Below are 18624 nucleotides of genomic sequence, written 5' to 3' on the forward strand. Positions count from 1 at the left end.
CCCCCTCACCGCAGCACGTACATCACATGCCCGTCCTCCCCGTAGCGCACCTCCTGCGTCTCATCCCGCTCAAAGCCCAGCTTCTCCAGCAGCTTCCACGAGCCCGTATTGCCCACGTACGGATCCGCGTACAGCGGCCGCTCCTTCTCCCGCCCCAGGAAAAGTCGCACCGCCCGCGACCCGATCCCGCGGCCCCAGAATTCGCGGCCGAAGACATAGCCGAGGAAGCGCCGGCCGTCCTGCGTCCACGCCACCACGCTGCCCGCGACCGCACCGTCGACCAGCACCGCCTGGACGAAGTTGTCCGGGCGGCCGCCCAGCACGTTCGTATGCCAATGCGTCATGAAGCGCTCGCGGTCCCGCGGCGGGAAATGGGAGCGCTTCACATTCTCCGGGTCCTGCTCATGCCGGAGGAAGATCTCCAGGTCGGCCTCGACCACATCCCGCAGTTCTACCTTCTCGTCACCCATGCCCAGAGTCTTGCAGCCGCCACTGACAACTCACCCCGACCGCGAACCCCACCGCATCCGCACCACCGCCGGCGCGGACGAATGCGGCAGCAGCTCCGCCGGCTCCTCCGGCCACGCCACCTCCACCTCCAGGCCGTCCGCGAAGCGGTACGGCCGGTGCTGCAGCACCCCGCCGAGCCGCCGCCGCAGCCGGGAGACCTCGGCCCGTACCGTCACCGTCCGCTCCCGGTCGCCGAAGAGGTCGGCGGCCAGGCCCGCCGCGCTGCGGCCGTCCGGGTGCGCGGCCAGTAAGAGGAGCAGTTCCGCGTGCCGCGGGCTCAATTCGTGGGTCCAGGTGCCGCTGGCGCCGGTGACCGTCACGGAGGCGTTGCGCGGGCGGCGGACGTCCAGCAGGACCCGGGTCGGGCCCGAGGTCTCCGTCGCGGCCGGGCGGATCAGCCAGCCGCCGGGCAGCGGTTCGAAGGTGCACTGGCCGAGGCCGGGCAGCCAGTTGCCGTGCTCGCCCACCCTCGCGGGCAGCAGGATCCGGTCCGCCGGCGGCATTCCGGAGACCGCGGCCACCCAGCCGTACGGATCCGTCACCACCGCGCGGCCCGCGATCCGCGCGAGCAGCGGCGCCGCGATGGCGCGGAGCCGGTCCAGCTCCTGCGCGTGCTCCGTGCGCAGCTCGGACTCGGCGAGCTTGGCGACCGCGCTGACCAGGCCGAGGGTGCTGGGGTGCACGGTGGCGGCCGGGCCGCTGACGTCGACCACGCCGAGCAGCCGCCCGTCGCGCGCGGCGTGCACGGGGGCGCCCGCGCAGGTCCAGGAGTGGTGCGTGCGCACGAAGTGCTCCGCCGAGTGCACCTGTGTGGGGCGGCCGGTGACCAGAGTGGTGCCTATGGCGTTTGTGCCGACGTGGTCCTCCGACCAGTTGGCGCCCTCGACAAAGCCGAGGCCGTACGCCTTGTTGAGCACCGCCCGGCTGCCGCCGCGCCACAGCACATGCCCGTGCGGGTCGGTGACGATCATGATCTGCAGGGCGGCGTCAGCGATCCCGAGCAGGCCTTCGCGCAGCGTGTCGAGGACGGCGGAGAGCCCGGACGACTGCCGCTCCCGCTCCACCTCGTCCACCGGCAGCAGCCCGGCGGCCGCGCCCACGTCGGGGTTGAGGCCGTGGCTCATCAGCCGGTGCCAGGATTCGGCGATCACCGGCCGCGGATCGGCGGCCGGCTTCGCGCCTTCCAGCACGGCGTCGTGTACGCCCGCGAGCAGGCGCGCATAGGTGCGCGGGTCGGTGCCCGCGGGCGGTCTGGCGCTGTCGAGCGGAGGGTTGCTGCGCACGCCGTGCTCCCGGTGTCCGGCTCTGGGGAGTTGCTCTTGCGTGCCGCCGTGGGGGGCGGCGGCCGTCCGTTCATCTTCCGTCCGCCGGACGGTCCTGTGAAGTCCAGGCGTCAGCACGGCCGGGCGACCCCGGCCGTGCCGACTCCCGCTCCCCTACGACCCCTTCAGCACCTCCTCCACCACTGCCACCACCGCGGCCGGCGCCTCCATGTGCGCCATGTGGCCCGCGCCGTCGACCACGCGCACCACGGCCCCCGCGGCCCGTAGCGACGCGGCATTCGACGGCGGGATGATCCGGTCCTGGGCGCCCCATACGGCGGCGACGGGGATCTCCCCCAGGTGGGCGGCCAGTCCGGTCACGTCCAGCGCCGGCCTGTCGTCCTCGTCCAACAGCGTCCGCAGCAGCGCCGCCAGGGCCGTATCGACGCCGTCCAGGCGCTTGTACTTCAGCAGGTCGTCCACCAGCTGCCGGTTCACCTGGCTCTCGTCCGCGAAGAGCTTCAGCAGGTGCGGCTTGAGCTCGCGGCGGGTCCCGGCCGTCGCAAAGCCGCGCAGGTACGCGGCGTCCACCGACGGTCCGTAACCCGCGGGCGATACGAGCGTGATCGAGCGGATGCGCCCGGGCGCGCGCGCCGCGGCGGCCGTGGCGACCGCGCCGCCGAGGGAGTGGCCGACGAGGTGGGCGTGCCGGGCGCCGACCGCGTCGAGGAAGCCCAGCACCGTATCGGCGAGCGTCTCCAGGCTTCCGTCGCCCACGTCCTTGGCCGAGTCGCCGTGGCCGGGGAGGTCCAGGGCGTGCACCGTACGGCCTGCCGCGAGCGGCTCCTGGACGAAGAGCCAGGAGTTCTTGTCGCCGCCGTAACCGTGCACCAGGACGACGACGTCGCCGGAATCGGCCGCCTCCTCGCCCATGGAGACGTACGAGATCGCTCTCCCACCGACCTCGGCCGTCTCCGCGCGCGGCCCCTCCTCATCGGCCGGTACGCCGCGGGCGAGCTGCTCCCGCGCCTCGGCCGCCACCGCCTCGATCGCCTCGTCCGGGACCTCGGCGGGCGCGACGACCGCGATGGTGCAGCCGACCGGCGCGTCCGTCCCCGCCGCCGCGACGATACGGCGCAGGACCCCCGGCGCGTCCGCCTCCAGGGTCCCCGCGATCTTGTCCGTGTCGATCTCCGCGAGGTCGTCGCCCTCCTCGACCTCGTCGCCCTCGGCCGCGATCCACTCGGTGATCTTGCCGGTCTTCATGGACAGGCCCCACTTGGGCATCACGACCCGCCCGATGCGGTCCTCCGCGCTCATCAACGCTTCCAATCCACGACCGACTTGACCGCCGTGACCACCTGCTGCGCGTCCGGTATGTACAGGTCCTCCAGGGTCGGGCTGAACGGCACCGGCGTATGCGGCGCGGTCACCGTCTCGATCGGCGCCTGCAGCGCCCCGAAGGCCTCGCGCGCGACCAGCGCCGAGATGTCCGCCGCCAGGCCGCAGCGCGGTCCGGCCTCGTCCACGACCACCAGCCGCCCGGTGTGCTCCACGCTCTCCAGGATCGTGTCCGCGTCCAGCGGGCTGGTCGTCCGCGGGTCGACGATCTCGCACTGCACGCCCGTCTGCGCCAGCTCCGCGGCCGCCTCCTGGGCGACGGCCACCATCCGGCCGAGCGCCACGATCGTCGCGTCCCCGCCGTCCCGTACGACATTGGCCTCCCCGAAGGGGATGGTGTAGCTCTCCTGGGGGACTTCGCCGGTGACGTCGTACATCGCCTTGTGCTCGCAGAAGATGACGGGATCGTCGTCGCGGATCGCCTGGATCATCAGCCCTTTGGCCTCGTACGGGGAGGAGGGAAGGACGACCTTGAGGCCCGGCACGGCCGTGAACACCGGGTACAGCGCCTGCGAATGCTGCGCCGCGGCCCGCAGCCCGGCCCCGTACATGGCGCGGATGACGACCGGCGTGACCGCCTTGCCGCCGAACATGTAGCGGAACTTCGCCGCCTGATTGAAGATCTGGTCGAAGCAGACGCCCATGAAGTCGATGAACATCAACTCTGCTACCGGCCTGAGCCCCCGCGTCGCCGCCCCGATCGCCGCGCCGATGAAGGCCGACTCCGAGATCGGGGTGTCCAGCACCCGGTCGGGGAAGCGGTGGTAGAGCCCCTTCGTCACGCCGAGGACGCCGCCCCACGCGTCGTCGTCGCCGGGCGCGCCCGCGCCGCCCGCGTTGTCCTCGCCGAGGACGACGACTGCGGGATCGCGCTCCATCTCCTGGGCCAGCGCCTCGTTGATCGCCTCGCGATAGCTGATGGTGCGTGCCATGTCAGCGGCTCTCCTCAGTAGTCGATGTAGACGTCGGTCTCGAGATCCGCCCTGGTCGGGAGCGGCGCCGCCTTCGCCTCGGCCACCGCCTCGTCGATGAGCCGGGCCACCTCGGCGTCGATCTGGTCGAGCTGGGCGGCGGTGAGGGTGCCGTCGCCGGTGACGCGGGCGCGGAAGCGCTTGAGGCAGTCGAGTTCGTTACGGGCCACGTCCACCTCGCTCGCCCGGTACGTCTGCTGATCGCCCTCGAAGTGGCCGTAATAGCGGGTGAGCTGGACCTCGATGAGGGTGGGGCCGCCGCCGTTCCTGGCCCGCTCGACGGCCTCGGCCGCGGCCTCGTGGACGGCGAAGAAGTCGAAGCCGTCGACCGTCCTGCCCGGCATCCCGAAGGCCGCCGCGCGGGCGGCGATGGAGCCGCCGCCCACGGACCAGGTGGCGGCGGTGGCCTCGGCGTAGCCGTTGTTCTCGGCGATGAAGATCGCGGGGAGGTGCCAGACGGTGGCGAGGTTGAGCGACTCGAGGGTGGTGCCCTGGTTGGAGCCGCCGTCGCCGAAGAAGGCGACCGCGACGCCGCCTTCGCCGCGCAGCTTGGCGGCGAGGGCTGCCCCGCAGATCAGCGGGGGGCCGCCGCCGACGATGCCGTTGGCGCCGAGCATGCCTTTGGAGAGATCGGCGATGTGCATGGAGCCGCCCTTGCCGTGGCAGGAGCCGGTGGTGCGGCCGTAGATCTCCGCCATCATGGCTTTGACGTCGACGTTCTTGGCGATGCAGTGGCCGTGGCCGCGGTGGGTGGAGGCGATGGTGTCGCGGTGGTCGTCGAGGTGCGCGCAGACGCCGGTGGCGGAGGCTTCCTCGCCGGCGTAGAGGTGGACGAAGCCGGGGATGTCGCCGGTGGCGAACTCGCGGTGCAGCCGTTCCTCGAATTCGCGGATGGTGCGCATGGTGCGGTATGCCCTGAGCAGCGCTTTGTCGTGCATGGGGCCTCCTCGCCTTTACTGGTGCGTGGGGGTATCGCACTGCGGAGGGGGGTGGAGGCCAAGGGTTGCTGGGGGTTGCGGGAGGGCTGCGGGCGGGGGCGGCGGGCTCGTGGAGGCTTACTGCGCTGCGTCGTGGTTCGGCTTGATGCGCTCGACCACCGGCACGGCCTCGGCGACCGCGGCCAGCGACTCGTCGGTCCACGGGCCCGCGTGGATCAGTACGGCGTGCTCGATGCCCAGCTCCGCGAGGCCCTCGCAGCGCTCGGCGAGCTCCTCCCCGTCCGCGCCCGGCTCCAGGCGGGTGCTCGCCGTCTTCGCGATCTCCTCGTACGGCCGTCCCGCCGCCTCGCAGTGCCGCGCGAGGACGGCGAGCTTGCGCCGGATCGTCGCGCCGCCGTCGGGTACGTCGAAGAGGTTGCAGGCATCCGCGTACCGCGCCACCAGCGGCAACGTCTTGCGCTCCCCCGCGCCACCGATGAGCACCGGCGGCCGGTGCAGCGGCAGCGGGCTGCCGAGGGGGCGGTCGAGGCGCAGCCGGCGGCCGTGGAAGGGGCCGTCGCCGCCCGCCCACATGTGCTCGGCCAGCCGCAACGTCTCCTCCAGCCGCTCGAACCGCTCCGCGTTGGGCGGCAGTTCAAGGCCCATGGCGGCGGCCTCGACCTCCTGGTAACCGGCCCCGACGCCCAGCCAGGCGCGCCCTCCGGACAGGACGTCGAGGCTGGTCACGGCCTTGATGAGGAGGGCGGCGGGGCGGTACGTAACGGCGCTGACCATCGTGCCGAGCCGCACCCGCTCGGTGCGCGCGGCGAGGTAGCCGAGTGTCGTGTACGCCTCGAGCATGGGCTCCTCGGGCGTCGCGGTGGGGTCGGCCTGAAGGAGGTGGTCGGCGACCCATACGGTGTCGGCGCCGGCGTCGTCCGCGGTGCGTACGATGCGGTCGAGCTCGCCTGCGATGGCTTTGGCGGGCCATGAGTAGCTCGTGACGCTGATGCTGATGCGCATGGGGGCTCCTCCGTGGGGCTGGGGCCCGTTGCCTGGGGCCTGTTGCCTGGGACCTATTGCTCGGACCCTGCCAACATCGCAAAAGAGGTAGGGCCTGGTCGTCAGGCTCAGGAAGGCACTTTCCGTACTCCCGCGGGCGTAATTCCGCGCCTGTCACCGGCTGTTAAGCGCGTGCGCCCTGTGCAAGCGGGGGTGCGGCGTCAATACTCGACGGGCCAGCAGCACCGTTCGGGAGGGGAGCCCTTACATGCCCGCAGTCACCCGCCGCCGCGCCCTGGGCCTTGGAGCAGGCGCCGTGGCCGCCTCACTCGCCGTGCCGTCCTACGCCCAGGCCGCCCCGAAACGCCGCGGCCCGTCCCCGCTGCGCCGCGCCCACGCGCACAACGACTATCTGCATCCGCGGCCGCTCCTTGACGCCCTGGACCACCACTTCGGCAGCGTCGAGGCGGACATCTGGCTGGTCGACGGGCAGTTACTGGTCGCGCACGACGAGGCTCAGCTGGACCCGCAGCGGACACTGCAGAAGCTGTACCTGGATCCGCTGGCGGCGCGGGTGCGACGCAATGGCGGGCGCGTGTACAAGGGCTGGCCGCTGACGCTGCAGCTGCTGATCGACCTGAAGACGCCGGGCGATGCGACGTACCGGGCGCTGTCGGAGGTCCTGCGGCAGCGGCGCTACCGGGGCCTCTTCAGCTACGCGGTGGGCGGCGTCGGCGGCCGGGTGCACCGGCGCGCGGTGACGGCGGTGATCTCGGGCGACCGGGGCGCGCGGGCGCCGATGGAGCAGGAGAAGGTGCGCTATGCCTTTTACGACGGGAGGCATGAGGATCTGAATACGGGTGTCCCCGCCTCTTTCATCCCGCTGATCAGCGGAAACTGGACAAGCAGCTTCACCTGGCAGGGCATCGGCCCGATGCCGGAGCAGGAGCTCGGCTGGCTCAACCTGATCGTGCGGACGGCGCATGCTCAGGACCAGACGATCCGCTTCTGGGCCACGCCCGACCTGCCGGGGGCGGCGCGGGATGCCGTGTGGGGGCAGTTGGTGAAGTCGGATGTGGACTTCTTGAATACGGATGACCTGGCGGGACTTGAGGCGTTCCTGCGGAAGCAGGGGTGAGGGTCCCGGCCCTGAGGGTCCCGTCCCCGCCCCCGCTCAGGCGGTGAGGGTCCCGTCCCCGCCCCCGCTCAGGCCGCGTCGTGGAGGACGAGGCCGAGGGTGTGGCGGTGTCCCGATCGCACCGCGCTCACCCCGTGTCGTACGGGACCTGCCGACCAGCCCCTGGTCGTACGCACCGGGCGGTCCCGGGTCGTGAAGACCAGCCCGCGGCCCTGCTCGAGCACCGTGGCCGTGCCGCGCGACTGCGCCCGCGGCCGCTGCTCGACCAGCAGGAACTCGCCGCCGGTGTAGTCCTGCCCGTACGTGTCCAGGCCGATCACCACCTGCAGCGGGAAGACCAGGTCGCCGTACAGGTCGCGGTGGAGGGCGTTCCAGTCGCCCTCCCCGTAGCGCAGCAGGATCGCCGTCGGCCGGGTCTGGCCCGCCGCGTGGCACATGTCGAGCCACTCGGCGAGCGAGTCCGGCCACGGCGCCTCGCGCCCCAGACGAGCGGCCCAGTCGCGGGCGACCGGCAGCAGCCGCGGGTAGAGCTCCTCCCGCAGCCGCTGCAGCGGCTCCGGCAACGGATAGCCGAAGTACCGGTACTGCCCGGAGCCGAAGCGATGCCGCTCCATGTCGACCGTCGACCGGAACAGCTCCGGCTCGTCGTACAGCTTCGCGATCTCCCGGCACTCGGCAGGCGTCAGCAACTGCTCGGGGAGCATGCCGCAGCCGTACGTGTCCAACTCCTGCGTCCAGTCCATGGTCCCGCCGTCCGTATCCATCATCCGAGCATGGGCTGGAGCGCGCCCTCGTGCGTGAGCAGCGCCTGCTTCTGCTCCACGCCCGCGGCGTATCCCCGCATCCCGCCGTCGGCGCCGATGACGCGATGGCAGGGGCGGATCAGCAGCAGCGGATTTGCGCCGATCGCCGCGCCCAGGCCGCGCAGGCCCTCGCGCGGCACGTCCAGGCTGGTGGCCAGCTCGCCGTAGGTGGTGGTCGTGCCGTACGGGATGGTGTCCAGCGCGCGCCAGACCTTCTGCTGGAAGTCCGTCCCTTCCGGGGCGAGCGCCAGGTCGAAGGTGCGCCGGTCACCGGCGAAGTACGCGCGCAGCTGCGCCGCCGGCTCGGCGAACGCGGCGTCGTCGCGGCGCCACGCATCGGATACGGGCGTGTGCTTCCCGGGCATGGACAGCGCCGTGAGCGCGACGCCGCCCTCGTTGTCGGAGGTCCCCACCAGGAGCAGCTCGCCCAGTGGGCTGTCGATGGTCGTGTAGAGCTTCATGTCTTCAACGGTCCGCCATCAGCGCCCCCAAAGCTGGCAGAAAAACGACATCAGGTTTCCCCCTCTCCCGCTCCGCCTCCCGCTCCCGGTACCACCAGCCCCGACTCGTACGCCGCCACCACCGCCTGGGTCCGGTCCCGCAGTCCGAGCTTGGCGAGGATCCGGCTGATGTGCGTCTTCACCGTCTCCTCGCTCACATACAGCCGGGTGGCGATCTCCGGATTGGACAGACCCTGCGCCACCTGCTTGATGACCTCCGTCTCCCGTGCGGTCAGCACGGGCAACCCGGCCGGCTGCCGCGCGTGGGCACGCCGCCGCTGCCTGGCGAACTCGGCAACCAGCCGCTGCGTCACCGTCGGCGCCAGCAACGCCTGCCCGGCGGCCACAACCCGCACCGCCTCGAACAGCTTCTCCGCCGTAACGTCCTTCAGCAGAAAGCCACTCGCCCCCGCAGCAAGCGCGTCGTAGACGTGCTCGTCCAGGTCGAAGGTGGTGAGGATGAGGATGCGCGGGCGACCGCTCGGACCGCCCGGACTGCCATCGTCCGCGCCGACCAACTCCGCCGTGGCCGCAATGCCGTCCATCTCCGGCATCCGCACGTCCATCAGCACCACATCCGGCCGCTGCCGCGCGCACACTCGCAGCGCCTCGGCGCCATCGCATGCCACCCCCACGACGGTGAAGTCCGGCTGGGTGTCCAGCAGTCCGGCGAAGCCGGCCCGTACGACCTCGTGATCGTCGGCGATGACGATCCGTACGGGCGCCGCCGCGGCGGGCGTTGTGACGGACCCTGTGCTGGTCATGCGACCGCCTCCTGGCTCACCGGCAGCCATGCCTCGACCAGATAGCCGCCTCCGGCGGCCGGTCCCGTATGCAGGCGGCCGCCGACGGTCAGCGCGCGCTCCTGCATGCCGAGCACTCCATGTCCGGGGTCGTCGGGGGCGGTCGTCGGCCCCGGGCCGTTGTCGCGGATTCGCAGCTCCAGGGTGTCCTCCGCGTAGTGCAGCTCTACGTCGACCGCCGCGCCGGGGGCGTGCCGTCGGGCGTTGGTCAGGGCCTCCTGGACGATGCGATACGCGGTGAGCTCGATGCCGGGGTCGAGGGGCCTGACCCGGCCGCTGACGATCAGGCGGGTGTGGGCGCCGGTGGCGTCGCGGGCCTCGTCGAGCAGCTGATTAAGCTGGGTGAGGCCCGGCTGGGGCTTGCGCTGCGGCGCGATGGTGCCGGAGTCCTCCCTGAGCACGCCGAGCAGGCGGCGCATCTCGGTGAGCGCCGATCTGGCGGTGTCGCCGATGCCGAGGAGCCGCTTGGCGCCCGCCTCCGGCATGCCGGGGGTGGTAAGCCGGGCTGTCTCGGCCTGCACGGCGATCATCGAGATGTGGTGGGCGACGACGTCGTGCAACTCCCGTGCGATCTTGGCTCGTTCGCCGCGCGCCGCATGCTCCATCAGCGACTCGGCCACGACCCGTTCCGTGGCGGTGAGCGCCAGCGCGTCCGTACGGGCCCGGCGCGCGCTGCCGTGGGCGGCGAGGGCGGCGCCGGCCACCGCCAGCAGCACGGCATACGCCCGGCTCGCTTCGGTGGGCCCGGCGAGGGCCACGACCAGATACGGCAGCACCAGCAGCGGGGACAGCAGCCGCGACCTGCGTCTGCCCAGCTCGTACAGCACCAGCAGCTGCGCGGCGGTGCCGGCGGCCGAGAGCACGAGCGGGTCCTGCAGCGAGAGCACGCCCGCGGCCGTGACAGTCAGCGCCGCGATCGCGAGGTGGGAGCGCAGCAGCGCCACCGGCAGCGTGGTGCCCAGCCGCAGCAGCACGGCATAGATAAGGGAGTCATCCGGGTTTTCGCTGCGCGGGAGGGACTCGGCCATCGCGACGAGCGCGAGCAGCGCCGCACCGACCGCCGGCCCCTCGGGGCGGGCGGCCAGCCGACGAAGGGCCGTCCAAGGCCCGAAGCTGCGCTGCTCGTTCATGCGCTTATTCTCGCGGGCGGGAGCCGCCCGGCGCGTCCCCCTGGTCAGCAGTCTGTGTGTAGCTCGTACGAGGGACGGCGGCGCCGGTTCGTAGCTCGTGTCAGGGGTACTGAAGACGGCTCCGGAGCGTGACGACCCGGGCGGGTCCGGCTGCCTAATGTCTGGCGCATGGACGCAACGATCGAAGTGCGCGGGCTGCGCAAGCAGTTCGGACAGACCGTGGCGGTGGACGGGCTGACGTTCACCGTGGAGCCGGGGCAGGTCACCGGCTTCGTGGGGCCCAATGGGGCGGGCAAGTCCACGACCATGCGCGCCGTCCTCGGGCTGGACGCGCCGGACGCGGGCGAGGCGCTGATCGGCGGCCGGCGCTATGCCGAGCTGCGCACACCGTTGTACGAGGTGGGCGCGCTGCTGGACGCCGCCGCCCTGCATCCGGGCCGGCGCGGCCGGGACCATCTGCTGTGGCTGGCGCATTCGCATGGCATTCCGCGGCGCCGGGTCGATGCGGTGATCGAGCAGGTCGGTCTCGGTCCCGCCGCGCGGCGCCGGGCGGGTGGCTATTCGCTCGGCATGCGGCAGCGCCTCGGCATTGCCGCGGCGATGCTCGGCGACCCACCGGTGCTGATGTTCGACGAACCGGTCAACGGGCTTGATACGGAGGGGATCCGCTGGATCCGCGGCTTTCTCCGCGCGCTCGCGGCGGAGGGCCGGGCGGTGCTGGTCTCCAGCCATCTCATGAGCGAGCTCGAGGACAGCGCCGACCATCTGGTGGTGATCGGCCGCGGCCGGCTGGTCGCCGACACCAGCGTGGCCCGGCTGCTGGCAGCCGCCTCCGGCGACCGGGTCGCGTTGCGCACCTCTTCCCGTACGCAGGCGATGTCGCTGCTCGCAAAGGAGGGCGCGAAGGTCGCGGCGGACGGCCGGGAGTCGCTGACGGTGACGGGCCTGCAGGCCGAGCGGATCACGGCGCTGCTGGGCGCGGCCGGGATCCCGTTCTCGGAGGTGCGGGCGCATCGGGCCACGCTCGAGGAGGCCTATATGGACCTGACCAGGGATTCGGTGGAGTTCCAGGCGGTCGCCGCCGCCGAGGCCGCTGCCGGACCTGCCGCCGAGTCCGTGGCCGAGCCCGCAGCTGCCGAGGAGGCGTGATGGCGATCGACATGACCTCCAGGTCCCCTGCATATCGTTCGAGTCTGCCGCCCGGCCGGGACAGCTTCTTCCGGCTGCTGCGCGCGGAGTTCACGAAGCTGCACTCGGTGCGGCGCTGGCTGATCGTCCTGCTGGCGGCGGCCGTGGTCTCCGTCGCGCTGTCGCTGCTGGTGTCCAACTCGGGCCCGGGCAACAACATCGCGGACGTCGCCGAGACCGGCCCCCGCGGCGGCGCGGTGGTCGACCGGTTCCGTTTTGTGCATCAGCCGCTGACCGGCGACGGAGAGATCGTCGCGCGCGTGGTGTCGCTGAAGGGGAAGGGTCCCTCGCGCCCGGAAGAGGACGAACCCACCACGGTGAGCTGGGCCAAGGCCGGCGTAATGATCAAAGACGGCACCAAGCCCGGCTCCTCCTATGCGGCGCTGATGGCCACTCACGACCACGGCGTCCGACTGCAGTGGGACTTCACCGAGGACCGGGCGGGCAGCAGCTCCGCCGCCGGCGGTAGATGGCTCAAGCTGGTGCGCAAGAGCACCACCCTGACCGGCTACGAGTCGGCCGACGGCCGGTCCTGGCAGCGGGTCGGGCAGATCACCGTGCCCGGCCTGCCGCGCACGGCGCAGCTCGGTCTCTTCGTCGCCTCCCCCGATCGCTACTCGCTGAAGCGTGCCTTCGGCTCGGTCTCCGAGGGCATGAGCCCGAGCCGGGCCACCGGCGTCTTCGACCAGGTCACGGTCAACGGCGCGGCCCCGTCACCCGGCAGCTGGTCGGGCGGCCTCGTCGGCAAGCCCCCCACCGCCCCGGTGCCCACCGGCCCCGGATCGGACGACCGGGAGCGGGCCGCCGCAAAGGAGATGACGGAACTCGCGGGCAGCAACAGCCAGTCCGGCGGCCGGATCACCATCACCGGCTCCGGCGATGTCGCGCCCGACACGTTCGGGGGCGGGGACAACCTCGGGCAGAGCCTGGCCGGTTCATGGGTGGCGCTGATGGCGTTCGCCGCGCTGGGCGCGCTGTTCGTCACCAGCGAGTACCGGCGGGGCATGATCCGTACCACGCTGACGGCCAGTCCGCGCCGCGGGCGGGTGCTGCTGGCCAAGGCGGCGGTCGTCGGCGGAGTGTCGTTCGCCGTCGCTCTGCCGGCCACCGCGATCGGCTTCTCCTTGGCACAGTCGCGGATGCGCGACAAGGGCTGGGCACCACCGGTGTATCCGCACTTCTCGCTCACCGAAGGGCCGGGCCTGCGGGCGGTGCTGGGCACCGCCGCCCTGCTGGCCCTCGTCGCCGTGCTGGCCATGGCGGCGGGAGCGCTGCTGCGGCACAGCGCGGGCGCCATCACCGGAGTCATCGTCCTGATGCTGCTCCCGCTGATCCTCGGCAGCGCCCTGCCGCTCGACCTGATCCAGTGGGTCTTCCGGCTCACTCCCACGGCCGCGTTCTCGGTACAGCAGGGCCTGCCGCACTACGACCAACTATCCCGCCCCTGCATGCCGGAGAACTCCTGCTATCCCCTGCCGTCGTACGGCGGCCTGGGGGTGCTGGCGGCATGGGCGGCGATAGTGCTGGTGCTTGCCATCTGGCGACTGCGCAGGAGGGACGCATGACAGCGCAAGCCGTCGGGCGGCCGACCCCGGCCGTTCTACGCCCTGCGACGCCGACCTTGGCCACGGCGGCGGCCCGGCAGCTGCACGCGGAGTGGACCAAGTTCCGTACGGTCCCCGGCAGCTGGTGGCTGATCGGCACAGCAGTGACGCTGATAGTGGCCGTGGGTGCGGGCTCGCTGTCAGCGGTGTCCACGGACCAGTGCGAGTCCGCCACCGCCTGCCAAGAGGACACGGTCAAGCTGAGCCTGACCGGGATCTGGCCGACCCTGGCGGTGGCCGCGGTGCTCGGCGTGCTCGCGCTGAGCACGGAGTACGGGACGGGCACCATCCTCGCCACCTTCGCCGCGACGCCGCGCCGCTGGGGGGTGCTCGGCGCCAAGGCGGCGGTGCTGACGGGGATGCTGGCCGGCGCGGGCGCCGTCGCGGTGTCGGCGTCTCTGCTGATCGGACGGCTCGTCCTGCCCGGAAAGGGATTCACCGCGGCGGCCGGCTATCCACCTGCCTCGCTCGCCGACGGCCCCACCCTGCGGGCCGCGGCCGGGACCGTCCTGGTGCTGATCCTGGCCGCGCTGCTGGGCCTCGGCCTTGCTGCTCTGCTCCGGGACACGGCCGGGGCGCTGACGGCCACCCTGGGCGTGCTCTACCTGGCACCCGTCTTCAGGACGCTGATATCCGACGACCGCTGGATACACCGGCTGGACCGCTGGGCTCCCATGCCCGCAGCCCTGTCCATCCAGTCGACGCGGCATCTCGACCGGCTGGCGATCGCGCCGTGGCCGGGAGTGGGAGTGCTGGCGGCGTACGCAGGAGGGGCGCTGATACTCGGGGCGATAGCGCTGCGGGCCAGGGACGCACCGGGCTGAGGCCGACCTCCGGTCGTTACGTCACCCGGTCTCCATCCCGGCGGCGGCCTTGGCCCGACCGAGGACGTCCTCGATCATCGCCGGGGTGAGTCGGCCGGTGAAGGTGTTCTGCTGGCTGACGTGGTAGCAGCCGAAGAGGTGCAACTCATCCTGCTCCTCCCGGTGCTTGAGCGTGACATCCACGCCGTGCCCGAATGCGGGCCGCGGTCGCGGCACAGCCCACCCGGCAGCCTCCAGCACGGGCAGCAGCGCCTGCCAGCCGAAGCCGCCGAGCACCACGACGGCGCGCAGGGTGGGCTGGAGTAGCCGCAGCTCCTGCGCCAGCCAGGGGCGGCAGGTGTCGCGTTCGGTGGGGGTGGGTTTGTTGGCGGGCGGGGCGCAGTGCACGGGGGAGGTGATGCGGACGCCGTGGAGGGTGAGGCCGTCGTCGATGCTGGTGGCGGCGGGCTGGTTTGCGAGGCCTACGGCGTGGAGGGCGGCGTAAAGGACGTCACCGGAGCGGTCGCCGGTGAACATCCGCCCGGTGCGATTCGCGCCGTGCGCGGCGGGGGCGAGGCCGACGACGGCGATCGCGGCGTCGGCGGGGCCGAAGCCGGGGACGGGGCGGCCCCAGTAGTCCCAGTCCGCGAAGGCGCGGCGCTTGGTCGCAGCGATGTGCTCACGCCACTCGACAAGGCGCGGACAGGCACGGCAGTGGGTGAGCCGGTCATCGAGCTCGGCAATGGTGCGAGTTCGCGGCGCGGCTTGGGCGGGGTCGGGGCTTGGCGTCATGCGGGTCCTGTGCGGCGGTGGTCGGCTCCGGGCTTGTTCCCAGCCGCCCACCCGTTGCCCAGCTTCGCAGGCCACCTGCCGGAGGATGCGAAGCCGAGCAACGGGTGGGTGGGGAATGAGCGTACGACGCCGGGCCCGCCGGCCCCGGCTCAGGACTCCAGCTGGGACGGGTGCTCGCGGGCGGCCTCCGCTTCCGTGTCGGCCGGGTGGGCTTCTGCCTCACCCTCCGCGGGCGGCTTCCGGACGGCGGACTGCGCGGCGGCCGCCCTGACGGCCGCCTCCGCCTCTGCTCGGACCATGGCGTTCAAGGCTGCGTAGACGTCTACAGGCATGGTGAAACTCCTGCGCGTGAAACCGCGATGGCGCGGTGCGTGTGTGCGATGGGTGCGTTGCGTGCGCAGTCGTGCCCGGTGGCGCCGAAGGAGGAGGCGCGTGCGGGAGCCCACTGCGCCAGGCCCGGACCCCCAGTCACGCGGCAGCGTGGGACTGCCGGGGAGCCCGCTCGGGGAGGGTCCGCGAAGCAGCGCGACACGCGCGATCGTGAGGAAGGGGGAAGAGAGACGACCGGGCCGGGCGGCACACCTCAGCAGCGCAACACAACCGTGCGCGGCGACGACCAGTCGGGCACCCCCGCCACCGCACCGGCCCGCACCCCGCACCGCCCGGGCACGGGAGCAAGCTGCGGCGCCGCCACAGCCAGCACCGGCGGCAGCGGCGCGGGCCCACCCGCGCGGGCCTTGCCCGAGGCGCCGGTGACCACGGCGTGCGCCTTGCCATGCCCGTGCTGCCCATGCTGCCCGGACGCACCATCGTCAGACCGGGCGACAGACGACGCGACCGGCGACCGGGCCCCAGCCGGCGACTCCGCCTGATGCGTCCCGTAATCAGGCTGCAGGGGAAGTGCCGCCGCCTGCGCGGGAGCGAGCATCGCGTGCAGCAGTGCCGCCACCGCGACCAGTAACGTCGCATACACCGCAAAAGGGCGCGCCGAAGCAGGGGTTACGCCCCATGTGCTGCGGTGCTTGCCCATATGTACTCCCAGGTGCTCCCCTCCAGGAAAGCCCGGGTTGCAAGCACCGTCCCAGCGCCCGACACGAACGGGCGACGGAATTTCACTCGCATTGGCGAACGTAGAATTTGAACTCTGAACCGTTCGCTCTGGTACTAGGAGCCCCCATGTCCTCGGCCCCCTCGACCGCCACCCCCACGGCCCAGCCCGTCATCGCCGTCCTCGGCACCGGCACCATCGGCGCCCCCATCACCCGCAACCTCGCCCGCGCCGGCTTTCCCGTCCGGGCCTGGAACCGGACGGCGAGCAAGGCCGAGGCGCTCACCCCCGACGGCGTGACGGCCGCTGCCACCCCCGCCGAGGCCGCCGCGGGCGCCGACATCGTCCTGACGATCCTCAGCGACGGCCCGCACGCCCTGGAGGTCATCCAGGCCGCGAGCCCGGCGGCGGGCACCGTATGGGTGCAGATCAGCACGGTCGGCGAGTACGTCGACGAGCTCGCCGCGCACGCCGCCAAGGCCGGACTCGCCTTCGTCGACGCCCCCGTCGCGGGCACCAAGCAGCCCGCCGAGCTGGGCAAGCTGACCGTCATCGCCGCCGCCGCGGAGTCCGTACGCCCCGCCGTGCAGCCGCTCTTCGACGTGATCGGCGCCCGCACGGTGTGGCTCGCCGAGGAGCCCGGCGCGGCAAGCCGCCTGAAGCTGGCCCTGAACACCTGGGTGATCACCCTCACCCACGGCGTCGGCGAGGCCATCGCCCTGACCGAGAAGCTCGGCCTGGACCCCCGCCAGTTCCTCGACCTGGTCACCGGCGGCCCGCTGGACAGCGGCTATCTCCAGGCCAAGTCCGCCCTGATCCTCTCCAACAACTACGACACCAGCTTCTCGGTCGACAACGCCGCAAAGGACGCCCGCCTCGCCCTGGAAGCAGCCGCCCGCGCAGGCGTACGCCTCGACCTCACCGCCGCCGCGAAGGAACGCTTCGAGCGCGCCTCCCGGCAGGGCCACGGCGACGAGGACATGGCAGCCGGCTACTTCGCCTCATTCGACGCCACCCCGCCCAACGACTGACGCAGCAACTCGCCGCCGTCGCCGGCGTCCGCCCCGATCAGCTGCACCTGGTGGACCTCGTCGTGCACGCCTGGGATGTGGCCGTCACCGTGGACGCGGCCTGGGAGCCGGACGAGGATCTCGTACGGGACGCACCCCCCGCTGAGCCCGGATTACCCCGCCGTCACCGGCGCCTCCGACGACCACGGAAAGTCGATCCACCGATCCGTGCTCTTCCACACGTACTCGCACTTCACCAGCGACTGCGGCTTCTCGTAGATGACCGCGCTGCGGACCTCCGCCACGTGGTCGGCGACGAAGTCGTGGACCAGCTTCAAGGTGCGGCCCGTATCGGCGACGTCGTCCGCCACGAGGATGCGCTTGCGGGAGAAGTCCACCGCGTTCGGCACCGGCGGGAGCATCACCGGCATGTCGAGCGTGGTGCCCTCGCCCGTATAGAACTCGACGTTCATCAGGTGCAGGTTCTTGCAGTCCAGCGCGTATCCCAGGCCGCCGGCGAGGAAGACCCCGCCGCGGGCGATGGAGAGGATGACGTCCGGTACGAAGCCGTCGTCCGCGATGGTCTGCGCCAGTTCGCGGACGGCTGTGCCGAACCGCTCGTACGTGAGTGTCTCGTGTCCGCCGCTCGTCACGGCGGTTACGTTAACTCACTCCCGCCAGCCGCAGCCCGGCGGCCACTCCTGCAGCAACCACCACGATGACCACGAACGGCGCCTTCTTCCAGGCGAGTACGCCCGCGACCAGCACCCCGGCCGTACGGGCGACGCCGCTGAACGCGCCCTCGCTGTCGAGGAAGGTGTTCGTGGCCACCAGCGCGGCGAGCAGCACCACCGTGGCCACGCCGAAGAGCCGCTCCACCCGCGGCGACAGCGACATCCGCGACTTCAGTACGGGCCCGGCGAAGCGGAAGGCGAAGGTGCCGGCGCCGAGCACCAATGTGCCCACGAGCAGGGCGAATGACGAGGTATTCACTGGGCCGGCTCCTTCTCCTGGGGCCTGGAAGTGCCGGACGTCCCGGACGTCCCGGACGACCCCACCCCCGCCAGCGCCACCCCGGCCAACGCCAGCAGCACCGGCAGCCCGGCGGGCAGGAACGGCGACGCGGCCAGGGCGATCACGACGCCCGCGAGCGCGGCCTTCCGCGTCCCGGCCTCGCGCAGCGACGGGAGCACGAGGGCCAGCAGCACCGCGGGGAACGCGGCGTCCAGGCCGAAGGCGTCCGTATCGCTGATGGCGGTGCCGGCGAGGGCGCCGAGCAGCACGCCGACGTTCCAGCAGACGAAGAGGGCGAGGCCGCAGACCCAGTACGCCGCCCGGCGGCGCTGCGGGTCGCGCTGGGCGAGGGTGAAGGCGACGTTCTCGTCGATCATGATGTGGCTGCCGACGAGGCGCCGCATCCAGCCCTTCCCGAGCACGTCCCCGACGGTGAAGCCGAACGGGAGGTGGCGGGCGTTGACCAGCAGCCCGGCGGCCACGGCCGCGATCGGGTTGCCGCCCGCCGCCAGCAGGCCGACGAAGATGAACTGCGACGCCCCGGCGAAGACCACCACGGACAGCAGCATCGGCAGCCACAGCGGCAGCCCGGCACTGACCGCGATGGCCCCGAAGGAGGCGCCGACTATCGCGTCGGCCGCGCAGACCAGCGCGATGTCGCGGGCCAGATCCCGCCCCAGGGTTCGCCATATCGAACGCATGGCACTATATGTAGAACACCACCGTCC

General features: G+C 72.2%; 21 protein-coding genes. 5 read left to right on the forward strand and 16 right to left on the reverse strand.

Features of this window, described 5'->3' with window-relative positions; genetic code table 11:
• Positions 1–5 precede the first annotated feature (5 nt).
• The 6 genes from ACNNMR_RS20860 to ACNNMR_RS20885 form a co-directional block, all read right to left on the reverse strand.
• Positions 6–470, reverse strand: coding sequence for a GNAT family N-acetyltransferase (locus ACNNMR_RS20860; protein ID WP_419996167.1), 465 nt, complete (start codon positions 468–470; stop codon positions 6–8).
• 30 nt (positions 471–500) lie between these two features.
• Positions 501–1793 carry a GAF domain-containing protein gene (locus ACNNMR_RS20865; protein WP_419996168.1) on the reverse strand — a complete coding sequence of 431 codons (1293 nt, stop codon included), beginning with the start codon at positions 1791–1793 and terminating at the stop codon, positions 501–503.
• Between the two features lie 153 nt (positions 1794–1946).
• On the reverse strand, positions 1947–3092 hold the full coding sequence (locus ACNNMR_RS20870; protein ID WP_419996169.1) for an acetoin dehydrogenase dihydrolipoyllysine-residue acetyltransferase subunit: 1146 nt from the start codon (positions 3090–3092) through the stop codon (positions 1947–1949).
• The gene (locus tag ACNNMR_RS20875; protein WP_419996170.1) at positions 3092–4105 is read right to left on the reverse strand and encodes an alpha-ketoacid dehydrogenase subunit beta; all 1014 of its coding nucleotides are present in this window, start codon (positions 4103–4105) and stop codon (positions 3092–3094) included. The genes ACNNMR_RS20870 and ACNNMR_RS20875 overlap by 1 nt, the downstream gene beginning before the upstream one ends.
• 14 nt (positions 4106–4119) lie before the next feature.
• On the reverse strand, positions 4120–5082 hold the full coding sequence (locus ACNNMR_RS20880) for a thiamine pyrophosphate-dependent dehydrogenase E1 component subunit alpha (protein WP_419996171.1): 963 nt from the start codon (positions 5080–5082) through the stop codon (positions 4120–4122).
• Positions 5083–5199: 117 nt separating this feature from the next.
• The gene (locus ACNNMR_RS20885) at positions 5200–6084 is read right to left on the reverse strand and encodes a TIGR03560 family F420-dependent LLM class oxidoreductase (protein WP_419996172.1); all 885 of its coding nucleotides are present in this window, start codon (positions 6082–6084) and stop codon (positions 5200–5202) included.
• Positions 6085–6331: 247 nt separating this feature from the next.
• On the opposite strand from ACNNMR_RS20885, the gene ACNNMR_RS20890 reads away from it, so the two are divergent.
• The gene (locus tag ACNNMR_RS20890) at positions 6332–7201 is read left to right on the forward strand and encodes a phosphatidylinositol-specific phospholipase C/glycerophosphodiester phosphodiesterase family protein (protein ID WP_419996173.1); all 870 of its coding nucleotides are present in this window, start codon (positions 6332–6334) and stop codon (positions 7199–7201) included.
• Positions 7202–7269: 68 nt separating this feature from the next.
• Here the strand turns inward: ACNNMR_RS20890 and ACNNMR_RS20895 are convergent, their stop codons facing one another.
• The 4 genes from ACNNMR_RS20895 to ACNNMR_RS20910 are packed head-to-tail and all read right to left on the reverse strand — an operon-like array spanning position 7270 to position 10437.
• Complete coding sequence (locus ACNNMR_RS20895) at positions 7270–7965, reverse strand: 2OG-Fe(II) oxygenase (RefSeq protein ID WP_419996174.1); 696 nt, start codon at positions 7963–7965, stop codon at positions 7270–7272.
• The gene (locus tag ACNNMR_RS20900; RefSeq protein WP_419996175.1) at positions 7965–8465 is read right to left on the reverse strand and encodes a methylated-DNA--[protein]-cysteine S-methyltransferase; all 501 of its coding nucleotides are present in this window, start codon (positions 8463–8465) and stop codon (positions 7965–7967) included. Before ACNNMR_RS20900 ends, ACNNMR_RS20895 begins: the two co-directional genes overlap by 1 nt.
• Before the next feature lie 50 nt (positions 8466–8515).
• Positions 8516–9268: a response regulator gene (locus ACNNMR_RS20905; protein WP_419996176.1), complete on the reverse strand. Its 753-nt coding sequence runs from the start codon at positions 9266–9268 to the stop codon at positions 8516–8518.
• Positions 9265–10437 (reverse strand): sensor histidine kinase, encoded by a 1173-nt coding sequence (locus tag ACNNMR_RS20910; protein ID WP_419996177.1) that lies wholly within the window; start codon positions 10435–10437, stop codon positions 9265–9267. Before ACNNMR_RS20910 ends, ACNNMR_RS20905 begins: the two co-directional genes overlap by 4 nt.
• Before the next feature lie 168 nt (positions 10438–10605).
• Between ACNNMR_RS20910 and ACNNMR_RS20915 the strand changes: the two genes are divergently transcribed.
• From ACNNMR_RS20915 to ACNNMR_RS20925, 3 genes are read left to right on the forward strand one after another with little or no spacing between them, the layout of a single operon-like run.
• Positions 10606–11586: an ABC transporter ATP-binding protein gene (locus ACNNMR_RS20915; RefSeq protein WP_419996178.1), complete on the forward strand. Its 981-nt coding sequence runs from the start codon at positions 10606–10608 to the stop codon at positions 11584–11586.
• Positions 11586–13190, forward strand: coding sequence for an ABC transporter permease (locus ACNNMR_RS20920; RefSeq protein WP_419996179.1), 1605 nt, complete (start codon positions 11586–11588; stop codon positions 13188–13190). Before ACNNMR_RS20915 ends, ACNNMR_RS20920 begins: the two co-directional genes overlap by 1 nt.
• Positions 13187–14053 carry an ABC transporter permease subunit gene (locus ACNNMR_RS20925; protein WP_419996180.1) on the forward strand — a complete coding sequence of 289 codons (867 nt, stop codon included), beginning with the start codon at positions 13187–13189 and terminating at the stop codon, positions 14051–14053. The genes ACNNMR_RS20920 and ACNNMR_RS20925 overlap by 4 nt, the downstream gene beginning before the upstream one ends.
• A 21-nt stretch (positions 14054–14074) precedes the next feature.
• On the opposite strand, the gene ACNNMR_RS20930 is transcribed toward ACNNMR_RS20925, so the two are convergent.
• The 3 genes from ACNNMR_RS20930 to ACNNMR_RS20940 form a co-directional block, all read right to left on the reverse strand.
• Positions 14075–14824 (reverse strand): uracil-DNA glycosylase, encoded by a 750-nt coding sequence (locus ACNNMR_RS20930; protein ID WP_419996181.1) that lies wholly within the window; start codon positions 14822–14824, stop codon positions 14075–14077.
• Positions 14825–14973: 149 nt separating this feature from the next.
• Positions 14974–15156 carry a hypothetical protein gene (locus ACNNMR_RS20935; RefSeq protein WP_419996182.1) on the reverse strand — a complete coding sequence of 61 codons (183 nt, stop codon included), beginning with the start codon at positions 15154–15156 and terminating at the stop codon, positions 14974–14976.
• Positions 15157–15407: 251 nt separating this feature from the next.
• Positions 15408–15797: a hypothetical protein gene (locus ACNNMR_RS20940; RefSeq protein ID WP_419996183.1), complete on the reverse strand. Its 390-nt coding sequence runs from the start codon at positions 15795–15797 to the stop codon at positions 15408–15410.
• Positions 15798–16000: 203 nt separating this feature from the next.
• Between ACNNMR_RS20940 and ACNNMR_RS20945 the strand changes: the two genes are divergently transcribed.
• On the forward strand, positions 16001–16903 hold the full coding sequence (locus tag ACNNMR_RS20945) for an NAD(P)-dependent oxidoreductase (RefSeq protein ID WP_419996184.1): 903 nt from the start codon (positions 16001–16003) through the stop codon (positions 16901–16903).
• 152 nt (positions 16904–17055) lie between these two features.
• Here the strand turns inward: ACNNMR_RS20945 and ACNNMR_RS20950 are convergent, their stop codons facing one another.
• The 3 genes from ACNNMR_RS20950 to ACNNMR_RS20960 are packed head-to-tail and all read right to left on the reverse strand — an operon-like array spanning position 17056 to position 18597.
• Positions 17056–17535, reverse strand: coding sequence for a phosphoribosyltransferase (locus ACNNMR_RS20950; protein WP_419996185.1), 480 nt, complete (start codon positions 17533–17535; stop codon positions 17056–17058).
• 10 nt (positions 17536–17545) lie between these two features.
• Positions 17546–17875, reverse strand: coding sequence for an AzlD domain-containing protein (locus tag ACNNMR_RS20955; RefSeq protein ID WP_419996186.1), 330 nt, complete (start codon positions 17873–17875; stop codon positions 17546–17548).
• The gene (locus tag ACNNMR_RS20960) at positions 17872–18597 is read right to left on the reverse strand and encodes an AzlC family ABC transporter permease (protein ID WP_419996187.1); all 726 of its coding nucleotides are present in this window, start codon (positions 18595–18597) and stop codon (positions 17872–17874) included. Before ACNNMR_RS20960 ends, ACNNMR_RS20955 begins: the two co-directional genes overlap by 4 nt.
• Between the last annotated feature and the right edge of the window lie 27 nt (positions 18598–18624).

It is taken from the genome of Streptomyces boninensis (genome assembly GCF_048572725.1).
GTDB lineage: Bacteria > Actinomycetota > Actinomycetes > Streptomycetales > Streptomycetaceae > Streptomyces > Streptomyces boninensis.